General features: G+C 68.0%; 16 protein-coding genes and 2 riboswitches. Of the genes, 2 read left to right on the plus strand and 14 right to left on the minus strand.

The features are described from left to right. Positions 1 to 14: 14 nt before the first annotated feature. A complete protein-coding gene (efeU, locus tag B7R22_RS10605) occupies positions 15 to 1,670 on the minus strand; it encodes an iron uptake transporter permease EfeU (RefSeq protein WP_116411706.1) in 1,656 nt (551 codons plus the stop codon). Between the two features lie 158 nt (positions 1,671 to 1,828). On the opposite strand from efeU, the gene B7R22_RS10610 reads away from it, so the two are divergent. After that, positions 1,829 to 4,306 (plus strand): bifunctional 3'-5' exonuclease/DNA polymerase, encoded by a 2,478-nt coding sequence (locus B7R22_RS10610; protein WP_253259012.1) that lies wholly within the window; start codon positions 1,829 to 1,831, stop codon positions 4,304 to 4,306. Positions 4,307 to 4,529: 223 nt separating this feature from the next. Here B7R22_RS10610 and typA read toward each other — a convergent pair whose 3' ends face one another. The 5 genes from typA to B7R22_RS10635 form a co-directional block, all read right to left on the minus strand. Beyond that, positions 4,530 to 6,443, minus strand: coding sequence for a translational GTPase TypA (gene typA / locus B7R22_RS10615; RefSeq protein ID WP_116411707.1), 1,914 nt, complete (start codon positions 6,441 to 6,443; stop codon positions 4,530 to 4,532). A 143-nt stretch (positions 6,444 to 6,586) separates the two neighbouring features. Then, positions 6,587 to 8,326, minus strand: coding sequence for a dipeptide ABC transporter ATP-binding protein (locus B7R22_RS10620; protein ID WP_116411708.1), 1,740 nt, complete (start codon positions 8,324 to 8,326; stop codon positions 6,587 to 6,589). Then, positions 8,323 to 9,303, minus strand: coding sequence for an ABC transporter permease (locus tag B7R22_RS10625; RefSeq protein ID WP_116411709.1), 981 nt, complete (start codon positions 9,301 to 9,303; stop codon positions 8,323 to 8,325). Before B7R22_RS10625 ends, B7R22_RS10620 begins: the two co-directional genes overlap by 4 nt. After that, positions 9,293 to 10,222 (minus strand): ABC transporter permease, encoded by a 930-nt coding sequence (locus B7R22_RS10630; RefSeq protein ID WP_116283546.1) that lies wholly within the window; start codon positions 10,220 to 10,222, stop codon positions 9,293 to 9,295. Before B7R22_RS10630 ends, B7R22_RS10625 begins: the two co-directional genes overlap by 11 nt. Positions 10,223 to 10,399: 177 nt before the next feature. Then, positions 10,400 to 12,010 carry a peptide ABC transporter substrate-binding protein gene (locus tag B7R22_RS10635; protein WP_116411868.1) on the minus strand — a complete coding sequence of 537 codons (1,611 nt, stop codon included), beginning with the start codon at positions 12,008 to 12,010 and terminating at the stop codon, positions 10,400 to 10,402. Positions 12,011 to 12,222: 212 nt separating this feature from the next. On the opposite strand from B7R22_RS10635, the gene B7R22_RS10640 reads away from it, so the two are divergent. Then, a complete protein-coding gene (locus B7R22_RS10640; RefSeq protein WP_116411710.1) occupies positions 12,223 to 12,993 on the plus strand; it encodes a CPBP family intramembrane glutamic endopeptidase in 771 nt (256 codons plus the stop codon). Positions 12,994 to 13,099: 106 nt separating this feature from the next. Here B7R22_RS10640 and B7R22_RS10645 read toward each other — a convergent pair whose 3' ends face one another. The 8 genes from B7R22_RS10645 to B7R22_RS19195 form a co-directional block, all read right to left on the minus strand. Next, positions 13,100 to 13,876 (minus strand): pentapeptide repeat-containing protein, encoded by a 777-nt coding sequence (locus tag B7R22_RS10645; RefSeq protein ID WP_116411711.1) that lies wholly within the window; start codon positions 13,874 to 13,876, stop codon positions 13,100 to 13,102. 28 nt (positions 13,877 to 13,904) lie between these two features. Further along, positions 13,905 to 16,820 (minus strand): aminomethyl-transferring glycine dehydrogenase, encoded by a 2,916-nt coding sequence (gene gcvP / locus B7R22_RS10650; RefSeq protein ID WP_116411712.1) that lies wholly within the window; start codon positions 16,818 to 16,820, stop codon positions 13,905 to 13,907. Continuing rightward, positions 16,820 to 17,224, minus strand: a complete 405-nt coding sequence (gcvH, locus tag B7R22_RS10655) for a glycine cleavage system protein GcvH (RefSeq protein WP_116411713.1) — start codon at positions 17,222 to 17,224, stop codon at positions 16,820 to 16,822. The genes gcvP and gcvH overlap by 1 nt, the downstream gene beginning before the upstream one ends. 3 nt (positions 17,225 to 17,227) lie before the next feature. Beyond that, complete coding sequence (gene gcvT, locus B7R22_RS10660) at positions 17,228 to 18,592, minus strand: glycine cleavage system aminomethyltransferase GcvT (protein ID WP_116411714.1); 1,365 nt, start codon at positions 18,590 to 18,592, stop codon at positions 17,228 to 17,230. A gap of 98 nt (positions 18,593 to 18,690) precedes the next feature. Then, positions 18,691 to 18,793: riboswitch (glycine riboswitch) on the minus strand. 2 nt (positions 18,794 to 18,795) lie between these two features. After that, a riboswitch (glycine riboswitch) is annotated at positions 18,796 to 18,887 on the minus strand. 73 nt (positions 18,888 to 18,960) lie between these two features. Next, positions 18,961 to 19,668, minus strand: a complete 708-nt coding sequence (locus B7R22_RS10665) for a copper resistance CopC family protein (protein ID WP_172582305.1) — start codon at positions 19,666 to 19,668, stop codon at positions 18,961 to 18,963. Positions 19,669 to 19,737: 69 nt separating this feature from the next. After that, a complete protein-coding gene (locus B7R22_RS10670) occupies positions 19,738 to 20,403 on the minus strand; it encodes an LON peptidase substrate-binding domain-containing protein (protein WP_116411716.1) in 666 nt (221 codons plus the stop codon). 26 nt (positions 20,404 to 20,429) lie between these two features. Further along, entirely contained in the window at positions 20,430 to 21,956 is a 1,527-nt protein-coding gene (locus B7R22_RS10675) for an FAD-binding oxidoreductase (protein WP_147305355.1), read from the minus strand. A 268-nt stretch (positions 21,957 to 22,224) separates the two neighbouring features. Next, a complete protein-coding gene (locus tag B7R22_RS19195; RefSeq protein ID WP_172582307.1) occupies positions 22,225 to 22,824 on the minus strand; it encodes a hypothetical protein in 600 nt (199 codons plus the stop codon). Between the last annotated feature and the right edge of the window lie 45 nt (positions 22,825 to 22,869).

Below are 22,869 nucleotides of genomic sequence, written 5' to 3' on the forward strand. Positions count from 1 at the left end.
GCTCCTTCTCAGGGTCAGCTGTGTGCAGAGATGGTGGTGCGTACGGGGGGATTCTGGATGCCCGAACCGTCGTCGCCGTTGGGAAGGTCGGTGTCGTCGGGAAGGTCGGCGTCGATGCCGACACTGCGGCGTCTCGCGGCCCGGATGCCCCGGGCGCCGAACAGCGCGAGAACGATCGCGGCCACGGCGAGTACCAGCGGCAGGTAGTACCGGAAGAGTGCGGCCTCGTCGGTTGCGGCGACCCGGTCCGCGAGCGCTACAGCCACGAGTTCGGACTGCTGGGCATCCACCGTCCAGGAGACGGATTCCGGAGCAGTCGTGCCTCCGCTCACGGTGACGGTGCGGGGCGCCGTGAGGCCGCCGCCCGAGAGGCTCAGCGTGGTGACCGAGTCGCTCGTGGCGTCGAGCAGGGTGTCGCCAGCGACCCACACGTGCTCGTTGAGGGTCACCTGCCAGACAGCGCTGAACGGCCCGGGATTCTGGGCGCGGTTCACACCGACAGGGGTGCGGCCGCCGTTCAGCACGCCGAGCTGTTCGAGCGTGACGGTCGAGGGCACACCCGTCGGAACTGTCTGGGCCGTCACGGACCAGGTGCGGGCATCCGTTCCCAGCCGGGTCTCGGATGTCGCGGCGCCCGCCGCGAGCACGGTCGACGTTGCTACGCCCTCCACAGTGGAGACGAGCTCGTAACCGTCTGCCGTCGGTGCGAGTTCAGCGGTTCCGACCTGCGGGCCGTCTGCCAACACGATCGCCAGCGGAGAGGTCGGGAGCGACGCCCCTCCGGAGGCCGGAACGGCGATGAACAGCACCAGCGCGGCCACGGCAGCGGTCGCAGCGATGCCGAACTGCACGCGGTACGCACGGATGCCCGGCCGGAGCGCATGCGGCCAGAGCACGAACAGCAGCACGGGCACCAGGTACAGCGACCAGCCGAGCACCTCGATCACCTTCGGATCCGCGGGGATGCCGAGAACCCCGGTGACCAGGGCGGCCTGCACCGAGCCGTTCGGGGCGAGCCAGGAGAGGTCGACGGTGGCCGCCTGGCCGATGACGATCCAGCCGGCCTCGTGCGCCGTGCGGAGGGCGCTCATCACGAGGCCCGCCGCGACCAACACGAGGAAGACACCCGTCACGGTGAAGAACCTGCCGAGGTTCAGCCGGATGCCGCCGCGGTAGATCAGGTAGCCGATCACGACCGCGAGGAGGAGACCGAACACGGCGCCGGCACCGGCGACCAGCGGGTTGACCGACGACTGGAAGGCGGCCAGCAGGAAGACGCTCGTCTCGAACCCCTCGCGGAGAACGGCGAGGAAGGCCATCACGGCCAGCGCGGTGACAGAACCTCGCGCCAGCGCATCGCCCGCGACCTCTTCGAGCTCCGTGCGCATGTTGCGGGCGTGCTTCGACATCCAGACGATCATGACGGTGACCATCACAACGGCGACGGCCCCGATGATCGACTCCATACCCTCCTGCTCGGCCTGCGGGAGGCCCACGGAGATGACCTCGAGGATCACACCGACACCGACGCTGAGCACGATGGCGGCGACGACACCGACCCACATCGACTTCAGCGAATGCCCGTTGCGCTTCAGGAATGCCGCGATGATGCCGACGATCAGGGCGGCTTCGAGACCCTCACGGAGGCCGATGACGAATGTGGCTAACAACGGGGGTCTGGCTCCAGCAGCAGGTGCGCAGAGTGACGTCGCGCACAGGATCGGGTGTTTGCCGGCTGGCAGAACAAAGGTTAGCCTACACTTAGTTAGGGTTGCCTGCACTGACTTCGTCGGCGGGGCAACCGGGGATGTCTGCTGTACCGGCCAGAATGGATGACGTGTACGTCGTCATCTCCGGGGCCAGCCGAGGCTCTGCCACCCTCACCTCGCTCGACGACTCCGGAATAGCCGATCCCGACGAGCCGGCCACCACCCTCGACGGCGACGATCTCGTCGAGGCGGTCGAGGCGCTCGAGCTGGAGAATCCGCGCTGGGTGTGGGCCGACACGGCCCCGCAGTACGGCTGGCTTCTCTCGAACGGGGTGCGCGTCGACCGGTGCCACGACCTCCGGTTGACGCGGACGATCCTGCGATCATCCGCCCTCACCGCAGGCTCGGCCCTAGCGGCGTCACCCCGCGGGGAGTTCGACGGACCAGCGCCGTTCACATCGCTGACGGGCCTCGAGGGCTCCTCTGCCACGGCCGACCGGATCGCCGGCCCGGTGCCCTTCGACTTCGAGGGTGGCTCCTACTCGCCATCCTCACCGGCCACGCCATCCTCACCAACCACGCCCTCCTCACCAACCACGCCCTCCTCTCCGGCCAGGCCGGCCGCGCCGCAGGGCAGCTCCGACGACGGGAGGCTCGCAGAAGGCACCGTGGCCGAACTGGTGCTGCAGCTCGACGCGATCCGCACCTCGACAGAGCCCAATCGGCTTCGCCTCCTGATCGCGGCCGAGTCGGCTGGCGCGCTGGTGGCAGCAGAGATGTCGCACGCAGGGCTGCCGTGGCGCGAAGACGTGCACGACCAGCTGCTCACGGAGTTGCTCGGGCCGCAGGTCGAGCCGGGCCGGCGCCCCGCCCGACTGGAGGCCCTCGCGCAGACCGTGCGTCGCGCGCTCGGCGCTCCGCAGCTCAACCCCGACTCGCCGCAGGAGCTCCTGCGTGCGCTCCGCGCCGCCGGGCTCGCCGTCACCAGCACCCGGTCGTGGGAGTTGCAGGGCATCGAGCATCCGGTCGTGCCGCCGCTGCTCGAGTACAAGAAGCTCTCGCGACTGCTGAGCGCCAACGGATGGTCGTGGATGCAGTCCTGGGTCACGAACGGCCGGTTCTTCCCCGACTATGTGCCGGGCGGAGTCGTCTCGGGCCGCTGGGCAACCCGCGGCGGCGGAGCCCTCCAGCTGCCGAAGCAGGTTCGTCGAGCCGTGACAGCAGACGACGGCTGGACCCTGGTGGTCGCGGATGCCGCGCAACTCGAACCGCGCATCCTCGCCGGTATCTCCGCCGACACGACCATGGCGACTGCCGGCCAGGGCAAGGACCTCTACGCCGGCATCGTCGAGAGCGGTGCAGTGCAGACCCGTGCAGAGGCCAAGGTCGCCATGCTCGGGGCCATGTACGGCGCCACGACCGGTGAGAGTGGACGGTTGCTCCCCCGGCTCGGGCGGGCCTTCCCGACGGCGCTCTCCTACGTCGAGAACGCCGCCCGCGCGGGTGAACGGGGCGAGGTCGTGACGTCGCGCCTCGGCCGGAGCGCACCCCGCCCGGGAGAAGCCTGGTCGGAGATCCAGGCCCTCGCCCGGGAAGGTTCCCCCAACGAGGCCGTACAGCAGCAGGCCCGCCGCGAGGCCCGCGACTGGGGCCGCTTCACGCGCAACTTCGTGGTGCAGGCGAGCGCGGCCGACTGGGCGCTCTGCTGGCTGGCCGACCTCCGCCGCCGCCTGGCGGCGCTGGCCCCCGCCGACGCGGACCTCGCCGAAGCTGACATCGACCTCGCCGACACAGACTTCGCCCACGCTGACATCGCCGATGTGGCGACCACAGCCACCACCCTGGCCGGTGCCGATGTGGCTGCGGCCGCCGAGCCCGACTCCACCGACCCCGCACCAGCCACCGTCCCTGACTCCCCCTCCGACGCAGCATCAGCCACCTCCCCCGCATCGGCCATCGACGCCACCTCCACGGATGTCGCCGACCTCTCCCCGGCCGACCGCGAGGCCGCGCGCATCGCCGCGATCGAGGCCGAGATCGCCGAACGGGAGCGCCGCAAGGCCGCCGACTCCCCCTTCAAGGCGGCCGACCCCGTCGCCGCGATGGCGGCCCGCCTCGCCGAACTCCAGGCGGCCGGCCGGAGCGTCCGCCCGGTCGCCGCCTCCGCGGCCACCCTCCGCCCTGCCACCGCCGCCGCGAGCACCGCCCGCCCGCCCGTCACCGCCCCCACAGCCACCCCCCGAGCTGTTCCCCCCACTGCCGCCGCGAGTACCGGCCGCCCCCCTGCCACCGCCACCCTCGACGCGCCCGAAACCCGTTCGCCTTCCGCCACCACCGACACCGCTACAGACGCTGCCGGATCGGCGCCCTCGGCGGTCATCGCTGGCAGGGCGAAGCCGCCGTTCCAGCACGCGCCGCACCTCGTGTTCTTCCTGCACGACGAGGTCATCGTGCACGCGCCGGCCGCCCTCGCCGAGGAGGTGGCCGACGCCATCCGCGAGTCCGCTGCTTCCGCCACGCGGCTGCTTTTCGGACGGTTCCCGCTCGACGTGCCGCTCGACATCTCCATCGTCGACTCGTACGCCGACGCCGACTGACCCGATCCGCTCGATCCCGCGGGGTGCCCGAGTAATTCAGACGCCCAACGGAATGCGCTCATCGATACCTCGACAGAGGGAGCCTCAGTTGGGCCCCACGCATTCCGTCGTTCCGTGAAGACCGGATCCGACGACGAAGCCCCCGCCGGCAAGTCGAGACTCGGCGGGCGGGGGCTTCGGGGGTGCGGCCACGCCGCTACAGGTTCAGTCGAGGCGCAGAACCTTACGCGTTCGCGTTCTGGCTCTTGACGCGCGAGGCGCTCCGCTGGCGCGCCTGCGCCGAGAGCTCCACCTTGCGGATGCGCACCCACTCGGGCGTCACCTCGACGCACTCGTCTTCGCGGGCGAACTCGAGGGACTCCTCGAGCGTGAGCTTGCGGGACGGCGTCATGCGCTCGAACGTGTCCGACGTGGACTGGCGCATATTGGTGAGCTGCTTCTCCTTGGTGATGTTCACGTCCATGTCGTCGGCGCGCGAGTTCTCACCGATAACCATGCCCTCGTACACCTCCTGCGTCGGCTCGACGAAGAACGACATGCGCTCCTGCAGGTTGACGATGGCGAACGGAGTGACGACGCCCGAACGGTCGGCCACGATGGAACCGTTGTTGCGGGTGACGATCGCACCGGCCCACGCGTCGTAGCCGTGCGAGATCGCGTTCGCGATACCGGTGCCACGCGTGGTGGTGAGGAACTCGGTGCGGAAACCGATGAGCCCACGCGAGGGAACGATGAACTCCATGCGGACCCAGCCGGTGCCGTGGTTCTGCATGGTCGTCATCATGCCCTTGCGAGACGCCAGCAGCTGGGTGATCGCGCCGAGGAACTCCTCGGGCGCATCCACCGTCAGGTGCTCGAACGGTTCGTGCGTCTTGCCGTTGACCTGCTTGGTGACCACCTGGGGCTTGCCCACCGTGAGCTCGAAGCCCTCGCGGCGCATCTGCTCGACGAGGATGGCGAGAGCCAGCTCTCCACGGCCCTGCACCTCCCACGCATCGGGGCGGCCGATGTCGACGACCTTCAGCGAGACGTTACCGACGAGCTCGCGGTCGAGCCGGTCCTTCACCATGCGGGCGGTGACCTTCGAGCCCTTGGTGCGGCCGATCATCGGCGAGGTGTTGGTGCCGATGGTCATCGAGATGGCGGGGTCGTCGACCGTGATGATCGGCAGCGGCCGGACATCCTCGGGGTCGGAGATTGTGTCACCGATGGTGATCTCTTCGATACCGGCGATGGCGACGATGTCACCGGGGCCGGCCGTCTCGGTCGGGAAGCGCGTGAGGGCCTTCGTGATCAGCAGCTCGGTGAGCTTGACGTTCTGGACAGAACCGTCGTGCCGCACCCAGGCGACCTGCTGGCCCTTCTTGATGTGGCCGTTGAAGATACGGAGCAGGGCCAGACGGCCGAGGAACGGCGAGGCGTCGAGGTTCGTGACGTGGGCCTGCAGCGGGTGCTCGTCGTCGTAGACGGGAGCGGGAACGTGCTTCAGAATCGCTTCGAACAGCGGTTCGAGGTCGTCGTTGTCGGGCAGCGTGCCATTTTCGGGCTTGTTGTTCGACGCGGCACCGTTGCGCCCCGAGGCGTAGACGATCGGCACGTCGAGCACAGCATCGAGATCGAGGTCGGGGTGGTCATCCGACATGTCCGAGGCGAGGCCGAGCAGGAGGTCCTGGCTCTCGGCGATGACCTCGTCGATGCGGGCGTCGGGGCGGTCGGTCTTGTTGACCAGCAGGATGACCGGGAGGTTGGCCTCGAGCGCCTTGCGGAGCACGAAGCGGGTCTGCGGCAGCGGACCCTCCGAGGCATCCACCAGCAGCACGACACCGTCGACCATGGAGAGGCCGCGCTCGACCTCACCACCGAAGTCGGCGTGGCCCGGGGTGTCGATGACGTTGATGACAATGTTCTTGCCATCCGCGTGCTTGCCGCTGTAGAGCACCGAGGTGTTCTTGGCCAGGATGGTGATGCCCTTTTCGCGCTCGAGGTCATTGCTGTCCATCATGCGGTCTTCGCCCTCGAAGTGGGCGTCGAAGGAATTGGTCTGCTTGAGCATCGCGTCGACGAGCGTGGTCTTGCCGTGGTCGACGTGGGCAACAATGGCTACGTTACGTAGGTCATCGCGGGTGGCTGACGCCATGGATGATCGTCCTCAATGTAATGCGGACTCAAACTGGTGGCGAGCCCGACGAATAAACGGGTTGGGGCAGCGACGCCCTCAGGAATGTGTTCTTCGCCGGGGCTCGCCCAGCAGGAGAATACACGCAGGTTGTGAACGCGGCGTTAAACTCCGAGGGCGATTCCAGCCCCGGGGATTGCGTTCAGCAACTCTTTAGTATATTCCATCTGCGGGTTGTCGAAGACCTCATCCGTTGTGGCCTTCTCCACGATCTTTCCGCGCTGCATCACAGAGACGTTGTCGGCGATGACCCGCACCACCGCCAGGTCGTGCGTGATGAAGAGATACGTCAGCTCGAGCTCGGTCTGGAGGTCGGTCAGCAACTGCAGGATCTGGGCCTGCACGAGCACGTCGAGAGCGGAGACCGCCTCGTCGAGGATGACGATGTCGGGCTTCAGCGCGAGCGCCCGCGCGATGGCGACCCGCTGCCGCTGGCCCCCGGAGAGCTCGTTCGGATACCGGGTCGCGAGGGTTGACGGGAGCGAGACCTGGTCGAGAAGCTCCAGCACCCGGGCCCGGCGCGACGCCTTGTCCCCGATGTTGTGCGTGGTGAGCGGCTCGCTGATCGTGTTGCCGATGTTGCGGAGAGGGTCGAGCGAACCGTACGGGTCCTGGAAGACCGGCTGCATGCGTCGGCGGAGTTCGAGAAGCGCCTTGCCCTTCAGCGGCGCCGTGTCGGTGCCATTGATCAGGATCTTGCCCGCTGTCGCGTCTTCGAGTCGCAACAGTATCTTGGCGACGGTCGACTTACCGGAGCCCGACTCCCCCACCAGCGCCATGGTGGTGCCCCGCTCGATCTCGAACGACACGTTGTCGACGGCCTTGAAGTCGTCTTTGCTGCCTCGGATCTTGTAGACCTTGGTGAGGTTCTGCAGCACGATCGCCGACTCGCGCTTCGGAGCTGCGGCCTGCAGTTCCGCGCGATCCTCAGCGGCCTTGATCAGGTCGAGTCCCTCGGCCGTCTTCGGCGCGGAGTAGTCGAGGTCGACGAGCGACTTCGAGCTCGACTGGATGCGCCGTGACGCGAGGCTTGGCGCCGCCGCGACCAGGCGCTGCGTGTAGGGGTGCAGCGGGTTCTGGAGGATCTCCTTCGACGGGCCCGACTCGACGACCTGTCCCTTGTACATGACCACGAGGTTCTCGGCGCGCTCGGCGGCGAGGCCGAGGTCGTGGGTGATGAACAGCAGCGCCGTGCCGATCTCGCGCGTGAGCTTCTCGAGGTTGTCGAGGATGGTGCGCTGCACGGTCACGTCGAGGGCAGAGGTCGGCTCATCCGCGATCAGCAGCTTCGGACGGGACGAGAGCCCCATGCCGATCAGCACGCGCTGGCGCATGCCGCCCGAGAACTGGTGCGGGAACTGGCGGAGACGCTTCTCGGCGTCGCCGAGGCCTGCCTCCTTCAACACGGCGATCGCGTGCTTCTTGATGTCACTCCGGCCGGTGGCAATGCCGTTGGCCTTGATGGCCTCCTCGACCTGGAAGCCGATGCTCCACACCGGGTTCAGGTTCGACATCGGGTCCTGGGGCACGAAGCCGATCAACTTGCCGCGCACCTCCTCCATCTCCTTCTGGGAGAGCTTGGTGAGGTCGCGGCCCTCGAAGAGGATCTCGCCGCCGGAGACCTGGCCGGAGCCCGGAAGCAGGTTGATCACGGCGTGGGCGGTGGTGGATTTACCCGACCCGGATTCCCCGACGATCGCGAGGGTCTCGCCCGCACGGAGGGTCAGCGAGGCACCGCGTACGGCCTGGACCATGCCGTTCTGCGTCTGGAAACCGACCTGCAGGTTCTTGATCTCGAGCAGCGGCGCACCGGAGACGGTTTGCCTGGGTGTGGTGGAACTCAACGGAGTGCCCTCGCTTTCGGGTCGAGTGCTTCTCGAATGACTTCACCCATCAGGATGAAGGCGAACACGGTGATCGAGAGGGCGATCGACGGGTAGATCAGCGTCTGGGGGTGGGTACGGATGTCGCGCTGGGCCTGGTTGATCTCGTTGCCCCACGACATGATGTCGCTGCCGAGGCCGACGCCGAGGAACGACAGGGTCGCCTCTGCGACGATCGCGGCGGCGAGCGAGATGGTGGTGATCGCGATGACCGGTGCGATCGCGTTCGGCAGCACGTGGCGGAACAGGATGCGAAGCTTCGAGACACCGAGGGCGTACGATGCCATCACATAATCCGACTGCTTCACGCTCAGGATCTCGGCCCTCAGCACGCGAGCCGTAGAGGGCCACGCGAAGATGCCGATGGCGAGCGAGATCGTCCAGACGCTCCGGTACTGCGAGAGCACCGACATGATGACCACAGCGGCCAGGATGTAGGGGATCGAGAAGAAGATGTCGCCGATGCGCGAGAGGAACGAGTCGAGCCATCCGCCGTAGAAACCGGCGAAGGCACCGAACACGACACCCAGCACCGTGGTGAGGAGGATCACGATGATGCCCACCGTCAGCGACGTCGAGGTGCCGTTGATGATGCGCGAGTAGACGTCGCAGCCCTGCTTCGTGAAGCCGAGTGGATGACCGTCCGTCGGCCCTCCGTTCGAGAGCGCGAGCTGGCAGTCGTTGTTCGGCGCCACGGACGTGAAGAGCCCGGGGAGCAGCGCCACGACCAGCACGAGCAGGATGAGCACGCCCGAGATCCAGAAGATGGGCCGGCTGCGAGCGTCCCGCCACGCGTCGATCCAGAGGTTCGAGGGCTTCTCGGCGACCTTGACGACGTCGATCGCGACGAGCGGGGTCTCTTCGAGGGGGGCGACGAAATGGTTGGCTGAGCGGGCCGACGAACCGGTCACCGGTGACTCGTTGACGTCATTTGACATAGCGGATCCTTGGGTCGAGCAGGCCGTAGAGCAGGTCCACGGCGAGGTTCACGAGCAGATAGATCAGAACCATGACGGTCACGAAGGAGACGACCGTCGGCCCCTCACCCCGGATGATCGCCTGGTAGAGGGTGTTGCCGACGCCGGGCACGTTGAAGATGCCCTCTGTGACCGTGGCACCGACCAGCAGCACACCGAAGTCGGTGGCGAGGTAGGTCACTACGGGGATCAGCGAGTTGCGGAGGATGTGCACAGGAATGATGCGGCGACGGCCGAGGCCCTTGCTGTAGGCCGTGCGCACGAAGTCGAGACTCGAGGTCTCAATCACCGATGACCGGGTGAGCCTGACGATCTGCGCGAAACTGATGCTCGCCAGCACGATGGCCGGCAGTATCAGGTCCTGGATGGGGGCGCCGTCGCCGACGGTCGTGCGTGCCCAGCCGAGCTGCACACCGAACACGAACTGCGCGACGAACGCGATCACGAAGACGGGCAGCGAGATCAGGATGAGGCTGATCGCGAGCGTCGTGCCGTCGAAGAGCTTGCCCTTCCGGAGGCCGGCGACCATGCCGACGAGGATGCCTGCGATCGTCTCCATGAGAAGGGCGATGACAGCGAGGCGCAGTGTCACGGGGAAAGTGCGGGCGAGGATCTCGATGACCGGCTGGCCGGAGAAGGAGACCCCGAAGTTGCCCTGGAAGATTCCGCCCATGTAGATCAGGTACTGCACGATGAACGGCTGGTCGAGATGATACTGCTGCCGCAGCTGCGCGACGATGGCCGGGTTCGGCGTCTTGTCGCCGAACAGGGCGATGATCGGGTCACCCGGGAGGGCGAAGACCATGAAGTAGATGAGGAACGTTGTTCCGATGAAGACGGGAATCGCCTGCAACAGGCGTCTGAGAATGTAGCCGGCCATGAATCAGCCTTCGCGTTCGGGGGTTGTGCACATGAGAATTCGGGTGACCTTACTGTGTCGGGCCGCAGGCGCTGAAGAACAATATACGTGTTCTGGAACGCCCCGGAACCAATGACGGGATCACAGCACAGGGGCGGCAGCGTGTCAGCTGCCGCCCCTGTGGCCGTGCGGGCTGGGTCAGCCCTTGGTGATCTCGTAGTACAGCGGAACCGAGTTCCAGCCGAAGTGCACGTTGGAGACGGATGTTCCGTAGCCACCGGTCACGTTCGAGTACCAGAGCGGGATGACAGGCAGATCCTTGAACAGGATGGACTGTGCGTCCTGGTAGTCCTTGTTCGCAGCGGCCGTGTCGGTCTCGCTCGATCCCTTGGCGAGCAGGGCGTCGAAGGCGGGGTTCGAGTAGTCCCCATCGTTCGAGCCGGCGCCGGTCGCGTAGATCGGTCCCAGGAAGTTGAACAGGCCCGGGTAGTCAGCCTGCCATCCGGTGCGGAAGGCGGTCTGGATCGTGCGGTCAGTGATGGCCGTGCGGACCTGGGCGAACGTCGGTGACGGGGCGCCGGAGGCGTCGATACCGAGGTTGTTCTTCAGGTTGTTCGCCACAGCGTCGACCCAGCCCTGGTGGCCGCCGTCAGCGTTGTATGCGATCTGGAAGGTACCGCTCCACGGTGAGATGGCGTCGGCCTTGGCCCACAGCGCCTTGGCGTCGTCGGCGTTGTACTTCAGCACGTCGGAGCCGGCGATGGAGTCGCTCCACCCGTCGATCACCGGGGAGGTGAAGTCGGCGGCCGGGGTGCGGGTGCCTTCGAAGATCACCTTGGTGATGGTGTCGCGGTCGATGGCCTCGGAGATGGCCTGGCGGCGCAGCTGGCCCTCTTCACCGCTGAAGTGCGGGAGGCGACCCGGGATGGTGAACGACTGGAAGATCGCGGCAGGCTGGTTGACCGCACGGTCACCGAGGTCGGTGGTGTAGGTCTGGTAGGCACTGTCGGGGATCTGGTCGATCACGTCGACGGCGTTCGACTGCAGGTCAGCATATTGGGCGTCGGCGCTGGCGTAGAACTTGATGGTCAGGCCACCGTTCTGGGGCTTGCGTCCGCCGGTGTAGTCAGGGTTCACGACGAGGTCGATCTTGACGTTGTGCTGCCAGGCACCCGTCGAGGCCAGCTTGTACGGGCCGTTTCCGATCGGGTTCTCACCGAACGCAGCGAGGTCGGTGAACGCGACGGAGGGCAGCGGCATGAAGGCCGTGTAGCCGAGGCGCAGCGGAAAGTCCGACTGCGGAGAGGTGAGCTTGACCGTGAACGTCTGGTCGTCGACCTTGGCGAGGCCAGTGAGCACCGAGTCGGACTCGGCGTTGTAGCCTTCGATGTCCTCGAAGAAGTAGCTGTTGAGCTGGGTGTGGCTGAAGAGCGCACCGTACTGCCAGGCGTTGATGAACGAGTCGGAGGTGACCGCTTCGCCGTTCGTGAACTTCTCGTTCGGCTTGATCTTGATCGTGAATGTGGTCGAGTCGGTCGTGGTGATCGAGTCGGCCATGTCGTTCTGGGGAGCACCCTTCTCGTCGTAGTACACGAGGCCGGCGAAGATGTTGTCCGTGATCTTTCCGCCACCGGTTTCGTTGGTGTTGGTCGGGATCAGCGGGTTCTGCGGCTCGGAGCCGTTGGTGCTGATGATCGCGGTCGTGTTCGCGCTCGTGGTCGATGTGCTGGCACCGCCACCTGAGCAACCCGTGAGCACGAGCGCACTGGCGACAGCCAGAGCCGCGAAGCCCACTCCGTAACGTTTGATTCTCAATGTTCCTCCTGTGCAACTTGGGCAAGTCGAGGCCGCGCTCGAGCCGGAACTCGTGCGCGATGACTACCGAGTACCCTAAAAGGGGGCGCGCACATAACCAAATGCGTGTGAAAAAAGTTACATACTAGAAACTAAAATCACCGTTTTATTGTGCTCTTTGCACATTCTTGGTGTGTTCATACCCTTTGACGCAAGAAAGCCGCGGGATGACCTCTCCTCAGTTTGCACCTCGCAGTCGCCGGATGCTCGGCCTCGAGGTGCTCGTCGTGCTGGGTCTGTCGCTGGGAGCTTCGGCGGTCTATTCCATCGTCCGGCTCGTCGCGAACCTGACCCTCACGACCCCTCTCGGCTCGCAGACGGCGACGATCAACGGCAGTCTGAGCGACCGGCCGACGTTCGACCTGATCTACCAGCTGCTGGCGATCTTCTTCGCGCTGCTGCCGGTGGTGCTGGCGTTCTACCTGCTCGCGCTCTCCGGCGTGAATCCGTTCCGGCAGTTCGGCTTCGATGCCCGCCGCCCGGTGTTCGACGTGACACGCGGTCTCTTTCTCGTGCTCGTCATCGGCGTGCCGGGCATCGCCCTGTACTTCGTCGGCCGGGCACTCGGCATCACGGTGAATGTCGTGCCGGCCCCGCTCGACTCGTACTGGTGGACGGTGCCGGTGCTCATCCTCTCGGCGCTCCGAGCTGCGCTCACCGAGGAACTGATCGTCGTGGGCTACCTCTACGAGCGGCTGGCCCGGTTCGGATGGCACACGTGGACGATCATCCTGAGCACCGCGGTGCTGCGGGGCAGCTACCACCTCTACCAGGGCATCGGACCGTTCATCGGCAACGTGGTGATGGGTGTTGTCTTCGGTTGGCTCTACCTCCGCTGGGGCCGCGTGGTGCCGCTGGTGATCGCGCACTGGATCATCGACATCGCGTCGTTCGTCGGCTACGCCTGGGCGCTGGCGACGTTCCCGCAGTTCTTCTGACCGCCGCGCGCTGCTGATTCACCGAACGGACGGCCCGGGTCGAAGCCGCCGCGCTATGGCCGACGGATCCTGCTGAGGCCGTCGGTTCGGTGATGTGCCCGGACGGTCAGGGGCGGCCGCGGCCGCGGGAGGCGCCGCGGGCACCGCGCACGATCAGGGCGACGATGCCAAGCAGCAGCACCCCGCCGCCGCCGAAGAGCAGGATGTTCATCGTGCCGGCCGGCAGGCCCTGCGACGCGGCTCCCGAGGGAGCCTGGGCCGCGGGCGTCTCCGTGAACACGGGAACCGGGGGCGCTGTCGCTGTCGTGGCAGGCGTCGTCACACTGATCATCACGAGGGCCGTGGCCGTCTCGTTCGGGCGCGACGACGCGAACGAGCACACCACGCCCGACTGCCCGAGCGGGAAGACCGCCCCGGACTCGACCGTCTCACCAGCAATCGTGCAGCCTGTCATCGTGAGGCCGGTGGGGAGGGTGGGCGTGAGGGTGACGGCAGCGCCTGTGGCCGAGTCGGCCACCACGTCGAGGGTCGCCGGCAGGATGCCCGCCCCGGTGAAGTCCGCGCTCACGATGCGGGTGGCGCTGAAGTTCGCGCCCGTGAGGTTCGCGCCCTGGAAGTTCGAGTCCTGCACGTCTGCGCGCGCGAGCGTCGCCCCCGACAGGTCGGCACCCTGGAACGCCGACTGGGCCAGCTTGGCCCCGCTGAGGTCTGCCCCGGCGCACTTGCTGCCACCGGCCACCGGCCCATCGACGGCGCGATTGATGTCGCAGCCCCCGGAGGAGTACGCAGGGTCGGCGAAGGCGGGAGCGGCCCCGGCCAGGGCGAGGGCACCCGCCAGCGCCAGGGCAGCCAACAGTCGTACGGGAGTTCGTTTCTCAGACATCGTCACTATCGTACGGGCTGAGAAACACTCACCCCTCCTCGAACGCCTCCGGGGGCGGGCAGGCGCAGAACAGGTTGCGGTCGCCGTACGCCTGGTCGATGCGGCGCACCGGCGGCCAGTACTTGTGCGAGATGAGCGACTGCACCGGGTACACGGCGCGCTCACGGTCGTATGGATGCTCCCACGAGCCCACAGCGATCGACTGGGCGGTGTGCGGGGCGTTCACCAGCGGGTTGTCCCCCGCCGGCCACTCCCCCGCCTGCACGGCGTCTGCTTCGGCCTTGATGGCGATCATCGCGTCGATGAACCGGTCGATCTCGGCCAGATCCTCGCTCTCGGTCGGTTCGACCATGAGCGTGCCTGCCACGGGAAAGCTCATCGTCGGCGAGTGGAAACCGTAGTCGACCAAGCGCTTGGCCACGTCGTCGACGGTCACGCCCGTGGCATCCTTCAGCGGCCGGAGGTCGAGGATGCATTCGTGCGCGACGAGCCCGTTGTCGCCGGCGTACAGCACCGGGTAGTGGTCCCGGAGCCGCACGGCCACGTAGTTGGCGGCCAGCACGGCCGCACCGGTCGCCTGCTTGAGCCCCTCGGAGCCCATCATGCGCACATAGGCCCAGCTGATCGGCAGGATGCTCGAACTGCCGTAGGGAGCGCCCGAGACGGCCCCTCCGGCATGCACGACGGTGCCGGCGATGGCGCTCGCCTCGTCACCAACCAGCGGATGCTCCTGCTTCTGCGCGAACGCGTGCCCGGGCAGGAACGGGGCGAGGTGCGCCCTGGCCGCCACCGGCCCGACGCCCGGCCCGCCGCCGCCGTGCGGGATGCAGAACGTCTTGTGCAGGTTGAGGTGCGACACGTCGCCCCCGAACTCGCCGAACCGGGCGAAGCCGAGCACCGCGTTCAGGTTCGCGCCGTCGACGTAGACCTGCCCGCCAGCCTCATGCACGAGGCGGCAGATGTCGACCACGTCGTGCTCGTAGACGCCGTGCGTCGACGGATAGGTGATCATCAGCGCAGCCAGTGTGTCGGCGTGGCCCTTGATCTTGGCTCGCAGATCATCCACGTCCACATTGCCGAGCTCGTCGCAGGCGACGACGACGACCTTCATGCCGGCGAGCACCGCCGACGCCGCATTGGTGCCGTGTGCGCTCGACGGGATCAGGCAGACGGTACGCGCCTCGTCGCCCCGCGAACGGTGGTATCCGCGGATCGCGAGCAGCCCCGCGAGCTCTCCCTGGCTGCCGGCGTTCGGCTGCAATGAGACAGAGTCGTATCCGGTCACCTCGGCGAGCCACGTCTCGAGCTGGTCGATCAGCGACAGGTAGCCGGTGACGTCATCACGCGGTGCGAACGGGTGGAGCCCGGCGAACTCGGGCCAGCTCACCGCCTCCATCTCGGTGGCGGCATTGAGCTTCATCGTGCACGAGCCGAGCGGGATCATGCCCCGGTCGAGGGCGTAGTCGTAGTCGGCGAGGCGCTTGAGGTACCGCATCATGCTCGTCTCGGAGCGGTGCGTGTTGAAGACGGGGTGCGTCAGGTAGTCGGTGGTGCGGATGAGCGCGGCCGGCAGGCTCGGCAGCACCTCGGTGTACGTCGCGCTGCCCCGAGGCAGGGCGTCGAGGGCATCCGTGACGGCGAGAAGGTCGGCCGGGGTCGTCGTCTCGTCGACCGAGATCGTCAGGGTGTTCTCATCGACGACGTTCACCAGGTAGCCGCGTGCGTAGGCTGCATCGGCGAGGGCGCGCGCGCGACCGGGAACAGCGAGCGTCACCGTGTCGAAGAAGCGCTCGTGCACCACCTCGAAACTGCCGGCGCGGAGGGTCGTGGCGAGCTCCCGCGCACGGTCGTTCACCTCGGTTGCGATCGCCTTCAGCCCATCGGGCCCGTGGTAGACCGCGTACATGCCGGCCATGATCGCCAGCAGCACCTGCGCCGTGCAGATGTTCGACGTGGCCTTCTCGCGGCGGATGTGCTGCTCGCGCGCCTGCAGGCTCAATCGATAGGCGCGGTTGCCGACAGCATCCACACTCACACCGACGAGGCGGCCGGGCAGCTGTCGTTCGAGACCCTTCCGCACGGCCATGTAGCCCGCGTGCGGGCCGCCGAAGCCCATCGGCACGCCGAAGCGCTGGGTGGTTCCGACCGCGACATCCGCGCCGAGTGAACCCGGCGACTCGAGCAGCGTCAGGGCGAGCAGGTCGGCGGCGACGACCGCCAGCGCTCCCCCGACGTGCGCCTTCTCGATGACGGCGCGGGGGTCGACGATGCGACCGGATGCCCCGGGGTACTGGATGAACACGCCGAAGCTCTCGGGAAGATCATCCGGTGCCGTGTTCGCCAGGTCGAGCTCGACCAGGTCGATGCCGACAGCCTCGGCGCGCGACGCCAACAGCGCCTTGGTCTGCGGGAGGGCATCCGCATCGACGACAAAGGTGTGCGAGGCCTGCTTGCTCGCGCGACGGGCGAGCAGCATGCCCTCGGCGACGGCGGTCGACTCATCCAGCATCGAGGCGTTCGAGGTGGTGAGACCGGTCAGCTCGGCGACCATCGTCTGGAAGTTGATGAGCGCCTCGAGGCGGCCCTGCGAGATCTCGGGCTGGTACGGCGTGTAGGCCGTGTACCAGCTGGGGTTCTCGAAGACGTTCCGTTTGATGACGGCCGGCGTGATCGTGTCGTAATAGCCGAGGCCGATCATCGACCGCTTGACGCTGTTCTGCGATGCCAGCGCACGGAGCTCCGCGGAGACCTCGCGCTCGGTCGCCGGGGCGGGGATGACGGATGCCCTACCAACCCCATCCGCACCGACCTCCGCGGCGTGGATCGACTCGGGCACGGCCGCCTCGACCAGCGCGTTCACCGAGTCGTAGCCGAGGGTCTGGAGCATGACGGCCTGGGCCGCTCGATCGGTGCCGATGTGGCGATCGACGAAGGGAACCGCCATCAGTGGGAGGCCTCCTCGTCGCCGAGCAGCGCCTGGTATTCGGTGTAGCTGAGCAACGCCGGCAGTTCGGTGAAGGCAACGCGGATGAGCCAGCCCTCGCCATAGGGGTCGCTGTTGACGAGCTCGGGCGAATCCTCGACGGCCGAGTTCTTGGCGAGGATCGTGCCGTTCACGGGAGCGAAGAGCTCGCCCACCGACTTGGTCGACTCGATCTCGCCGACCACCGAACCGTCGGCGATCTCCACGCCCTCGTCGGGCAGGTCGACGTACACGACGTCACCGAGTTTGTCGGCCGCGTAGGCCGTGATGCCGATGGTGGCGCTCGGGGCGGCGCCGTCGGCGGCGGGCTCGAGGCGAACCCATTCGTGCTCTCGGGTGAAGTTAAGCTGGTCGAAGTCAGTCACGTCTCAGTCTCTCTTTCGGCGGTAGAACGGCAGGGTGGTGACGCGGAAGGTGAGGCGCTTTCCGCGGATGTCGATGGTGACCTCGGAGCCGGGCTCCGCGAAGGCGGGGTCGACGTACGCCATGGCGATGGGGAAGCCGAGGGTGGGTGAGAGCACGCCGCTGGTGACGGTGCCGATGCCGGAGGTGGCGGTGCCGGAGGTGGCGGTGCCGGAGGTGGCGGTGTCGGCGGTGGTGGCGTCGGCGGCACCTGCACCGGCTCCGGATGTCGCGGGGCCGAAGATCTCGTAGTCGGCACGGGCGGCGCGCTTGCCCTCCCCCACGAGGCCGACGAGCACGCGGACGGTGTCGGCTCCGGATCCCGGCTGGGCGTCGGATTCGAGGGCCGCGCGACCGACGAAGTCGCCCTTTGCGAGGTTCGGCACGCGGCCGAGTCCGGCCTGGGCCGGCTTCGTGTCGAGGCCCAGTTCGTGCCCGTAGAGCGGCATGCCCGCCTCGAGGCGCAGGGTGTCGCGCGAGGCGAGACCGGCCGGCACGAGGCCCAACGGTTCGCCGGCCGTGACCAGATCGTTCCAGAGCGGCACCGCGAGAGCGACCGGCACATAGAGCTCGAAACCGTCCTCGCCGGTGTAGCCGGTGCGGGCGACGAAGAGGCCCCGCCCCTGATACTCGGCGTCGACCGACCAGTAGTACTTCAGCGAGTCGAGGGGGTGGGTCGCGGCATCCGGAGCAGCGTGGGTCGCGGCATCCGGAGCAGCAGCCGCAGCGTCCGCGAACCGGATGCCGGCGGCCGCCTTCACGATCGCGCGGGCGTTCGGGCCCTGCACCGCGATCAGCGCTGTGTCGTCGCTCTCGTCCGTGACTGTCACCGCGAATCCGCCCGTGCGCGCCCGGAGCCCGTCGAGCGCCTCGGCATGGTTGCCCGCGTTCGCGACCACCAGGAAGTCGGTCTCACCGCGGCGGTACACCACGAGATCGTCGACGATGCCGGCATCCGGGGTGAGGAGCAGGCTGTACTTCGCCTGGCCGATCGCGATGGCCGAGAGCTTCCCGGCCAGGGCGTAGTCGAGGAAGGCGGCGGCCTCGGGCCCCTCGACCCGCAGCTCGGCCATGTGGGAGAGGTCGAAGATGCCGGCCGCCGTGCGAACGGCATGGTGCTCGGCGAGGTCGCTGGAGTACCGCACCGGCATCTGCCAACCGGCGAAGTCGGTGAACCCGGCGCCTGCTGCGACATGCACCTCGTGCAACGGCGAGAAGACCAGGCCGCTGGGCAGGGCCGTCGCATCGAGCAGGGTGGCATCGGGCGAGGAGAGGGTGGGAGGCAGATCGCCGTGCGAGCCCGGGCCGTGCGGATCAGAACTGTCGGTCATGAGTTCTCTCTGGTCAGGCGGGCCTCGGCGGGTTCGCGGATACGAGACGGCCGAAGCGTGCTGATGTCGACGGGAACCGATCGGTTCCCGAGAACTCTCCCTCTGTCATCGTGCCTGAGAGCTTCACCGCCGCGCCGGAGCGTAGGCGACTTTCACCGTGGGCGAGCCCGCCGGGACATCCGGGGGCTACTTTTCAGAGTGGCCAGTTCGACGCGGTACACGTACCTGAGAGATTGGTGGAGAGACTTGCTCCTTCGGTGCCCCGGCGTACCTGGGGCTCTCCCGCATCGACCTGTCGGCCGGCAGTGTTCAGTTGTGGGTCGTGCGTACAACGAACCCCAGCTTAGCGGGCTGCGGGTGGCGGTCGGTCACGACCGGCGGAGCCGCCTCATGATGACGACGACAACGGCCGCGAGGGCAGCGACGATGGCGACCATCACGGCGATGAGCAGCGGAACGGAGAGCATCGACTGGTCGGTCTGGCCGACCGGCGAGGTGTTCAGGATGGTCATCGTGGGCTCGGGAAGCGCATTCATCGGCAGCGTTCCGGGTTCGACAGCGGCGGACGGCGTCGGCGTCTCGGACGGTGTCGCCGACTGGGGCGAACCGGCCCAGGTGTCGCCGCAGGCAGGGGACGCCGTCAGCGCCGTGGTCGTTGCGGTCGGCATGGACGGTTGCCAGTCGAAGGTGTAGGAATCGCTCGTGGTGTGGCCATCGGAGGAGACGACCTGCCAGGTGACGGTGTATTCGCCTGCCTCCCCGAGAGAGACATCGGTGGTGACGTCACCCCCATCGACCGTGACGCAACCAGACTCGTGATGGCCGCCGTCGATGTCGGTCACCGTGATCAGCTTCACAGCACTGGCTGCGGTGAGGATGTCATCACTGAACGTCATCGAGACAGCTTTGATCGGCTCGGTGACCGTCTCCCCCTCCTCAGGGCTCGACGATACGACCCTGTCGTGCGCCAACGCGGGCGAGGCCGCACCGGCACCCGCACCGACCCCGGCGAGCACAAGACCCACAACGAGGGCGAGGGCGGCGCGTCGGCGCGATTCGGGGGTGAAGGTTGGCACTCGACAACGATAACCGTCCGCACCTTGGAGCTTCCTGCCGTTCGGCCGGATGCTCAGCCGACACTCGGGCTACGGAAAGTCATCCCCCTCGGAACCGGGTGTGCTCTCGCCCTGGCCGTCGTCCGGCCAGAGCGCGCGGTACGTCTCCTCGACGTCGCGTGTCATCGAGATCACCGATGTGAGGAGGTTCCGGAGACTGTTCGAACGCAGCAGGGTGATCTGGTCGAGCGGCCCGACGGGAGCGATACCTGCGAGCTGCCACGAGGCGGCGCTCGGATCCTCCGAGAGCTGGAGGTCGGCCGGCCACTCCTGCTCCCCGTTCTCGGCGGCGAGCTCGAGCACCCGGCGCACCACGGTCTCTGCCTCCTCGCGCAACGGCTCGAGCGCGTGATCCCACTCGAGTGGGGGCAGCAGGGAGGCGTGGGCCTCCGGGAAGGGGTTGTCGGGCATCCATTCGTCGACGACGAACCGCCGGGTGCCCACCGCCACCAGCACGACATGGCCCTCGGGTGCTTCGAGTTGTGCGATCTGCGCCAGGGTTCCGACGGTGAACCGCTGCTCGCCGCCGCCCACCTCCTGGCCGCGTTCGATGAGCACCACGCCGAACTCGGCCGGTTCGGATTCGAGCACCTTCGAGAGCATCACGAGGTAGCGCTCCTCGAACAGCCGCAGCTGCAGCGGCATGTAGGGGAACAGTACGGAGCCGAGGGGAAAGACGGGCAGTGTGTCGTCCATGGCCTCAGGCAACCACACCGCGCCTGCTAAGCCAAGGGGTAGCGGTGGAACACTCCCGTGGGGTCGAATAGCTCTGTCAGGCTCTGGATGCGCGCCCAGTCCTCCGTCCGGAACGACCCGGCCGAACGCTCGGGCGAGAAGCGCAGGTCGGCTTCGCTCAGGAAGTGGCCCGAGCTGAGCGGTTCGAGCATCGCCTTCACCTCGTTCAGCCACGCACGGTTCACTGCGTCATCCGCCTCGTCCCCCCAGATCACATAGGGCACGATCAGGCTCGTGTCGTGCATCCCGTACGCCGCCTCCCCCACCGGCAGCAGAGTGCGGCCCTCGCCGTGGCCCGGCATCGCCGACAGGAAGTAGGTCTTGCCCGACGGCGCGCGCCGCAGCAGGTCGGCGAGTCGAGGCAGCAGGTCGCCGAGGTCGCGAGGGCTCCAGAAGGTGTCGGCGAGGTATCGGTGGCCGTCGGGGTAGGTCGCATCCACGCCGACGTGCAGCTCGTCGAAGGCCACGCTGAGACGGTCGGTGTGCCCGGACGGTCGGATGCCCGGGCCGGGGCCCTCGTCGAGAGCGGCGAATGCCTCGCGGGCTTCGGCCTCGGTATCGGTGTAACTGATCGCGACGACGCTCACGACGTGGGTCGGGGCATCTGGATCACCGCCCGCCGTTGCCGGGCCGTCCGGCCGCTCGGGGCCCTGCAGCACCACGGAGACCTCGACGCTCGCCGGCAGCGTGCGCACGGCCCGGCTCACCCACTCGGTGACGGCTTCGACGTGGGCGAGATCGAACGTCCAGGAGCTGAGTCGGATGTCGCGGGGCAGCGGTCGGAGGTCGAGCTCGAACTCGGTGACGATGCCTGGGAACCCCGGGCCGGAGCCGCGCGCCAGCCAGAACAGGTCGGCGTTCTCGGTCGCCGAGGCGGTGACGACCTCGCCCGAGGCCAGCACCACCCTCATGCTACGGATCGAGAAGCACGATGGCAGCCACTGCCCCCAGTTCAGGCCGAGGCCGCCGCCGAGCAGGAATCCGCCGACACCCGGGCGGCCGCAGTGCCCCACCGGGAACGCGAGGTCGACCGCGACCAGCGTCTGCCCGAGCTCGCCGCCCCGCACCGCCGGCCCCACCGTGGCGGTTCGTGCGGTGGTGTCGATGCTGACCTGGTCGAAGGCTGCGAGGTCGACGAGCAGCCCGTCATCGCGAACCGACGCCGCCACCCAACTGTGTCCACCCGACCGGAGCGCGAGCTTCTCGCCGCTGTCGCGGGCGGCGCTGACGAGCGCCACGAGGTCGGCCTCGCTCTGCGGATAGGCCACCGCGTCGGGTGTGCCGCCGGGCACCAGCCGGTTGAACAACGGATCGCGCACCGCGGCGTGGTACGCGGCGTCGCCGCGTGCCACGCGCCGGACGCCCGCCGCCCCGCCGTCCGCGCCGGCCGTATCGGCCGCGCCGCGGGCGCTGGCCACATCGCGAACGGGACCCTCGTCGTGCGCACCGGTCGCACCACCCGTCCCGGCGGAACCAGACGTTTCACGGGCAGAGCTTCCGGGGCTGTCGATCACGACCGCAGCGTATTGCCCGCCGCCGCGCCGCGTCAACGCGCGCCACTCGCCGACCTGCACCCGTGCGCGCCCGTGCGCCCCGTCCGGTGCACCCTCCGGTGCGTCGAATCGATTCGAGAGGACCCAAACTGCTCCAAAACGCACCCGATACAGCAGTTTGCGTCCTTTTGACGCCGGGTGCGACCGGGAAGCGGGGCGCGAAGGTGGGCAGGACCATGAGGGTTGACGCCGGAGCGCGAACGGACGAGGCTCCGTCAGCGCGTACACGTCAACGGGCGCGAGCGGGTTCACGAACGGGCGGCTGGTTGCGGAGCGACCGGCCCGGCGGCGGCACCGGCCGGGGATCGCGTGACCGCGCCTCCGCGGGCACCACCCTTCCGGGGCCGACACCCGGCCGCCCGTCGGGCGCACCGAACTCGGCACGGGCCTGACGCCCAGCACCCTCGGCATCCCGACCGGCAGGCGCACCCCCACCACCTGCCGCAGCGCGCCGCACACCCCCACCGCCGACCGCGGCACGCGCGGCCGCACGGTACGCGAGCAGCAGATCATGCGCCGGAGGCTTCGACGGCGCGCCACCGGGCCGCTCGTGCATCCGGGTGGCCGCCTGCGCGTGCTGCCAGGACGACATCGCGCGGAAGTAGTCCCACGCCGCCTCGCACGCGGCCTCGAGGCTGAGGCACCAGCCGACCAGCTCGCGGTCCGCCGATTTCTGCGACCAGGTCACCACCCGGTACCAGGCATCGACCGTGCCCTTCTGAGCCGGAAACCGGATCAGCCGGATGACGGCGAACGGTCTCGGCGACACCGGGTGCTGCAGCATCCATTCGACGGGCTGCGCGAGGCGCGAGGGATGCCAGTCGACCACACGCTCTCCCCTCGACGAGCGCCCCTGGCCGGCGCGAGGTTCACG

The sequence above is a fragment of the Subtercola boreus genome, from assembly GCF_003399635.1.
In the GTDB taxonomy this organism is placed as follows: domain Bacteria; phylum Actinomycetota; class Actinomycetes; order Actinomycetales; family Microbacteriaceae; genus Subtercola; species Subtercola boreus_B.

Bases quoted from the DNA above. Each gene is read 5' to 3' on its own strand.
- B7R22_RS10625 (WP_116411709.1), bottom strand. From the start codon at position 9,303: ATGTCAAATGACGTCAACGAGTCACCGGTGACCGGTTCGTCGGCCCGC.
- B7R22_RS10670 (WP_116411716.1), bottom strand. From the start codon at position 20,403: ATGGACGACACACTGCCCGTCTTTCCCCTCGGCTCCGTACTGTTCCCC.
- typA (WP_116411707.1), bottom strand. From the start codon at position 6,443: ATGGCGTCAGCCACCCGCGATGACCTACGTAACGTAGCCATTGTTGCC.
- B7R22_RS10610 (WP_253259012.1), top strand. From the start codon at position 1,829: ATGGATGACGTGTACGTCGTCATCTCCGGGGCCAGCCGAGGCTCTGCC.
- B7R22_RS10630 (WP_116283546.1), bottom strand. From the start codon at position 10,222: ATGGCCGGCTACATTCTCAGACGCCTGTTGCAGGCGATTCCCGTCTTC.
- gcvP (WP_116411712.1), bottom strand. From the start codon at position 16,820: ATGGCGGTTCCCTTCGTCGATCGCCACATCGGCACCGATCGAGCGGCC.
- B7R22_RS10645 (WP_116411711.1), bottom strand. From the start codon at position 13,876: ATGTCTGAGAAACGAACTCCCGTACGACTGTTGGCTGCCCTGGCGCTG.
- gcvT (WP_116411714.1), bottom strand. From the start codon at position 18,592: ATGACCGACAGTTCTGATCCGCACGGCCCGGGCTCGCACGGCGATCTG.
- B7R22_RS10640 (WP_116411710.1), top strand. From the start codon at position 12,223: ATGACCTCTCCTCAGTTTGCACCTCGCAGTCGCCGGATGCTCGGCCTC.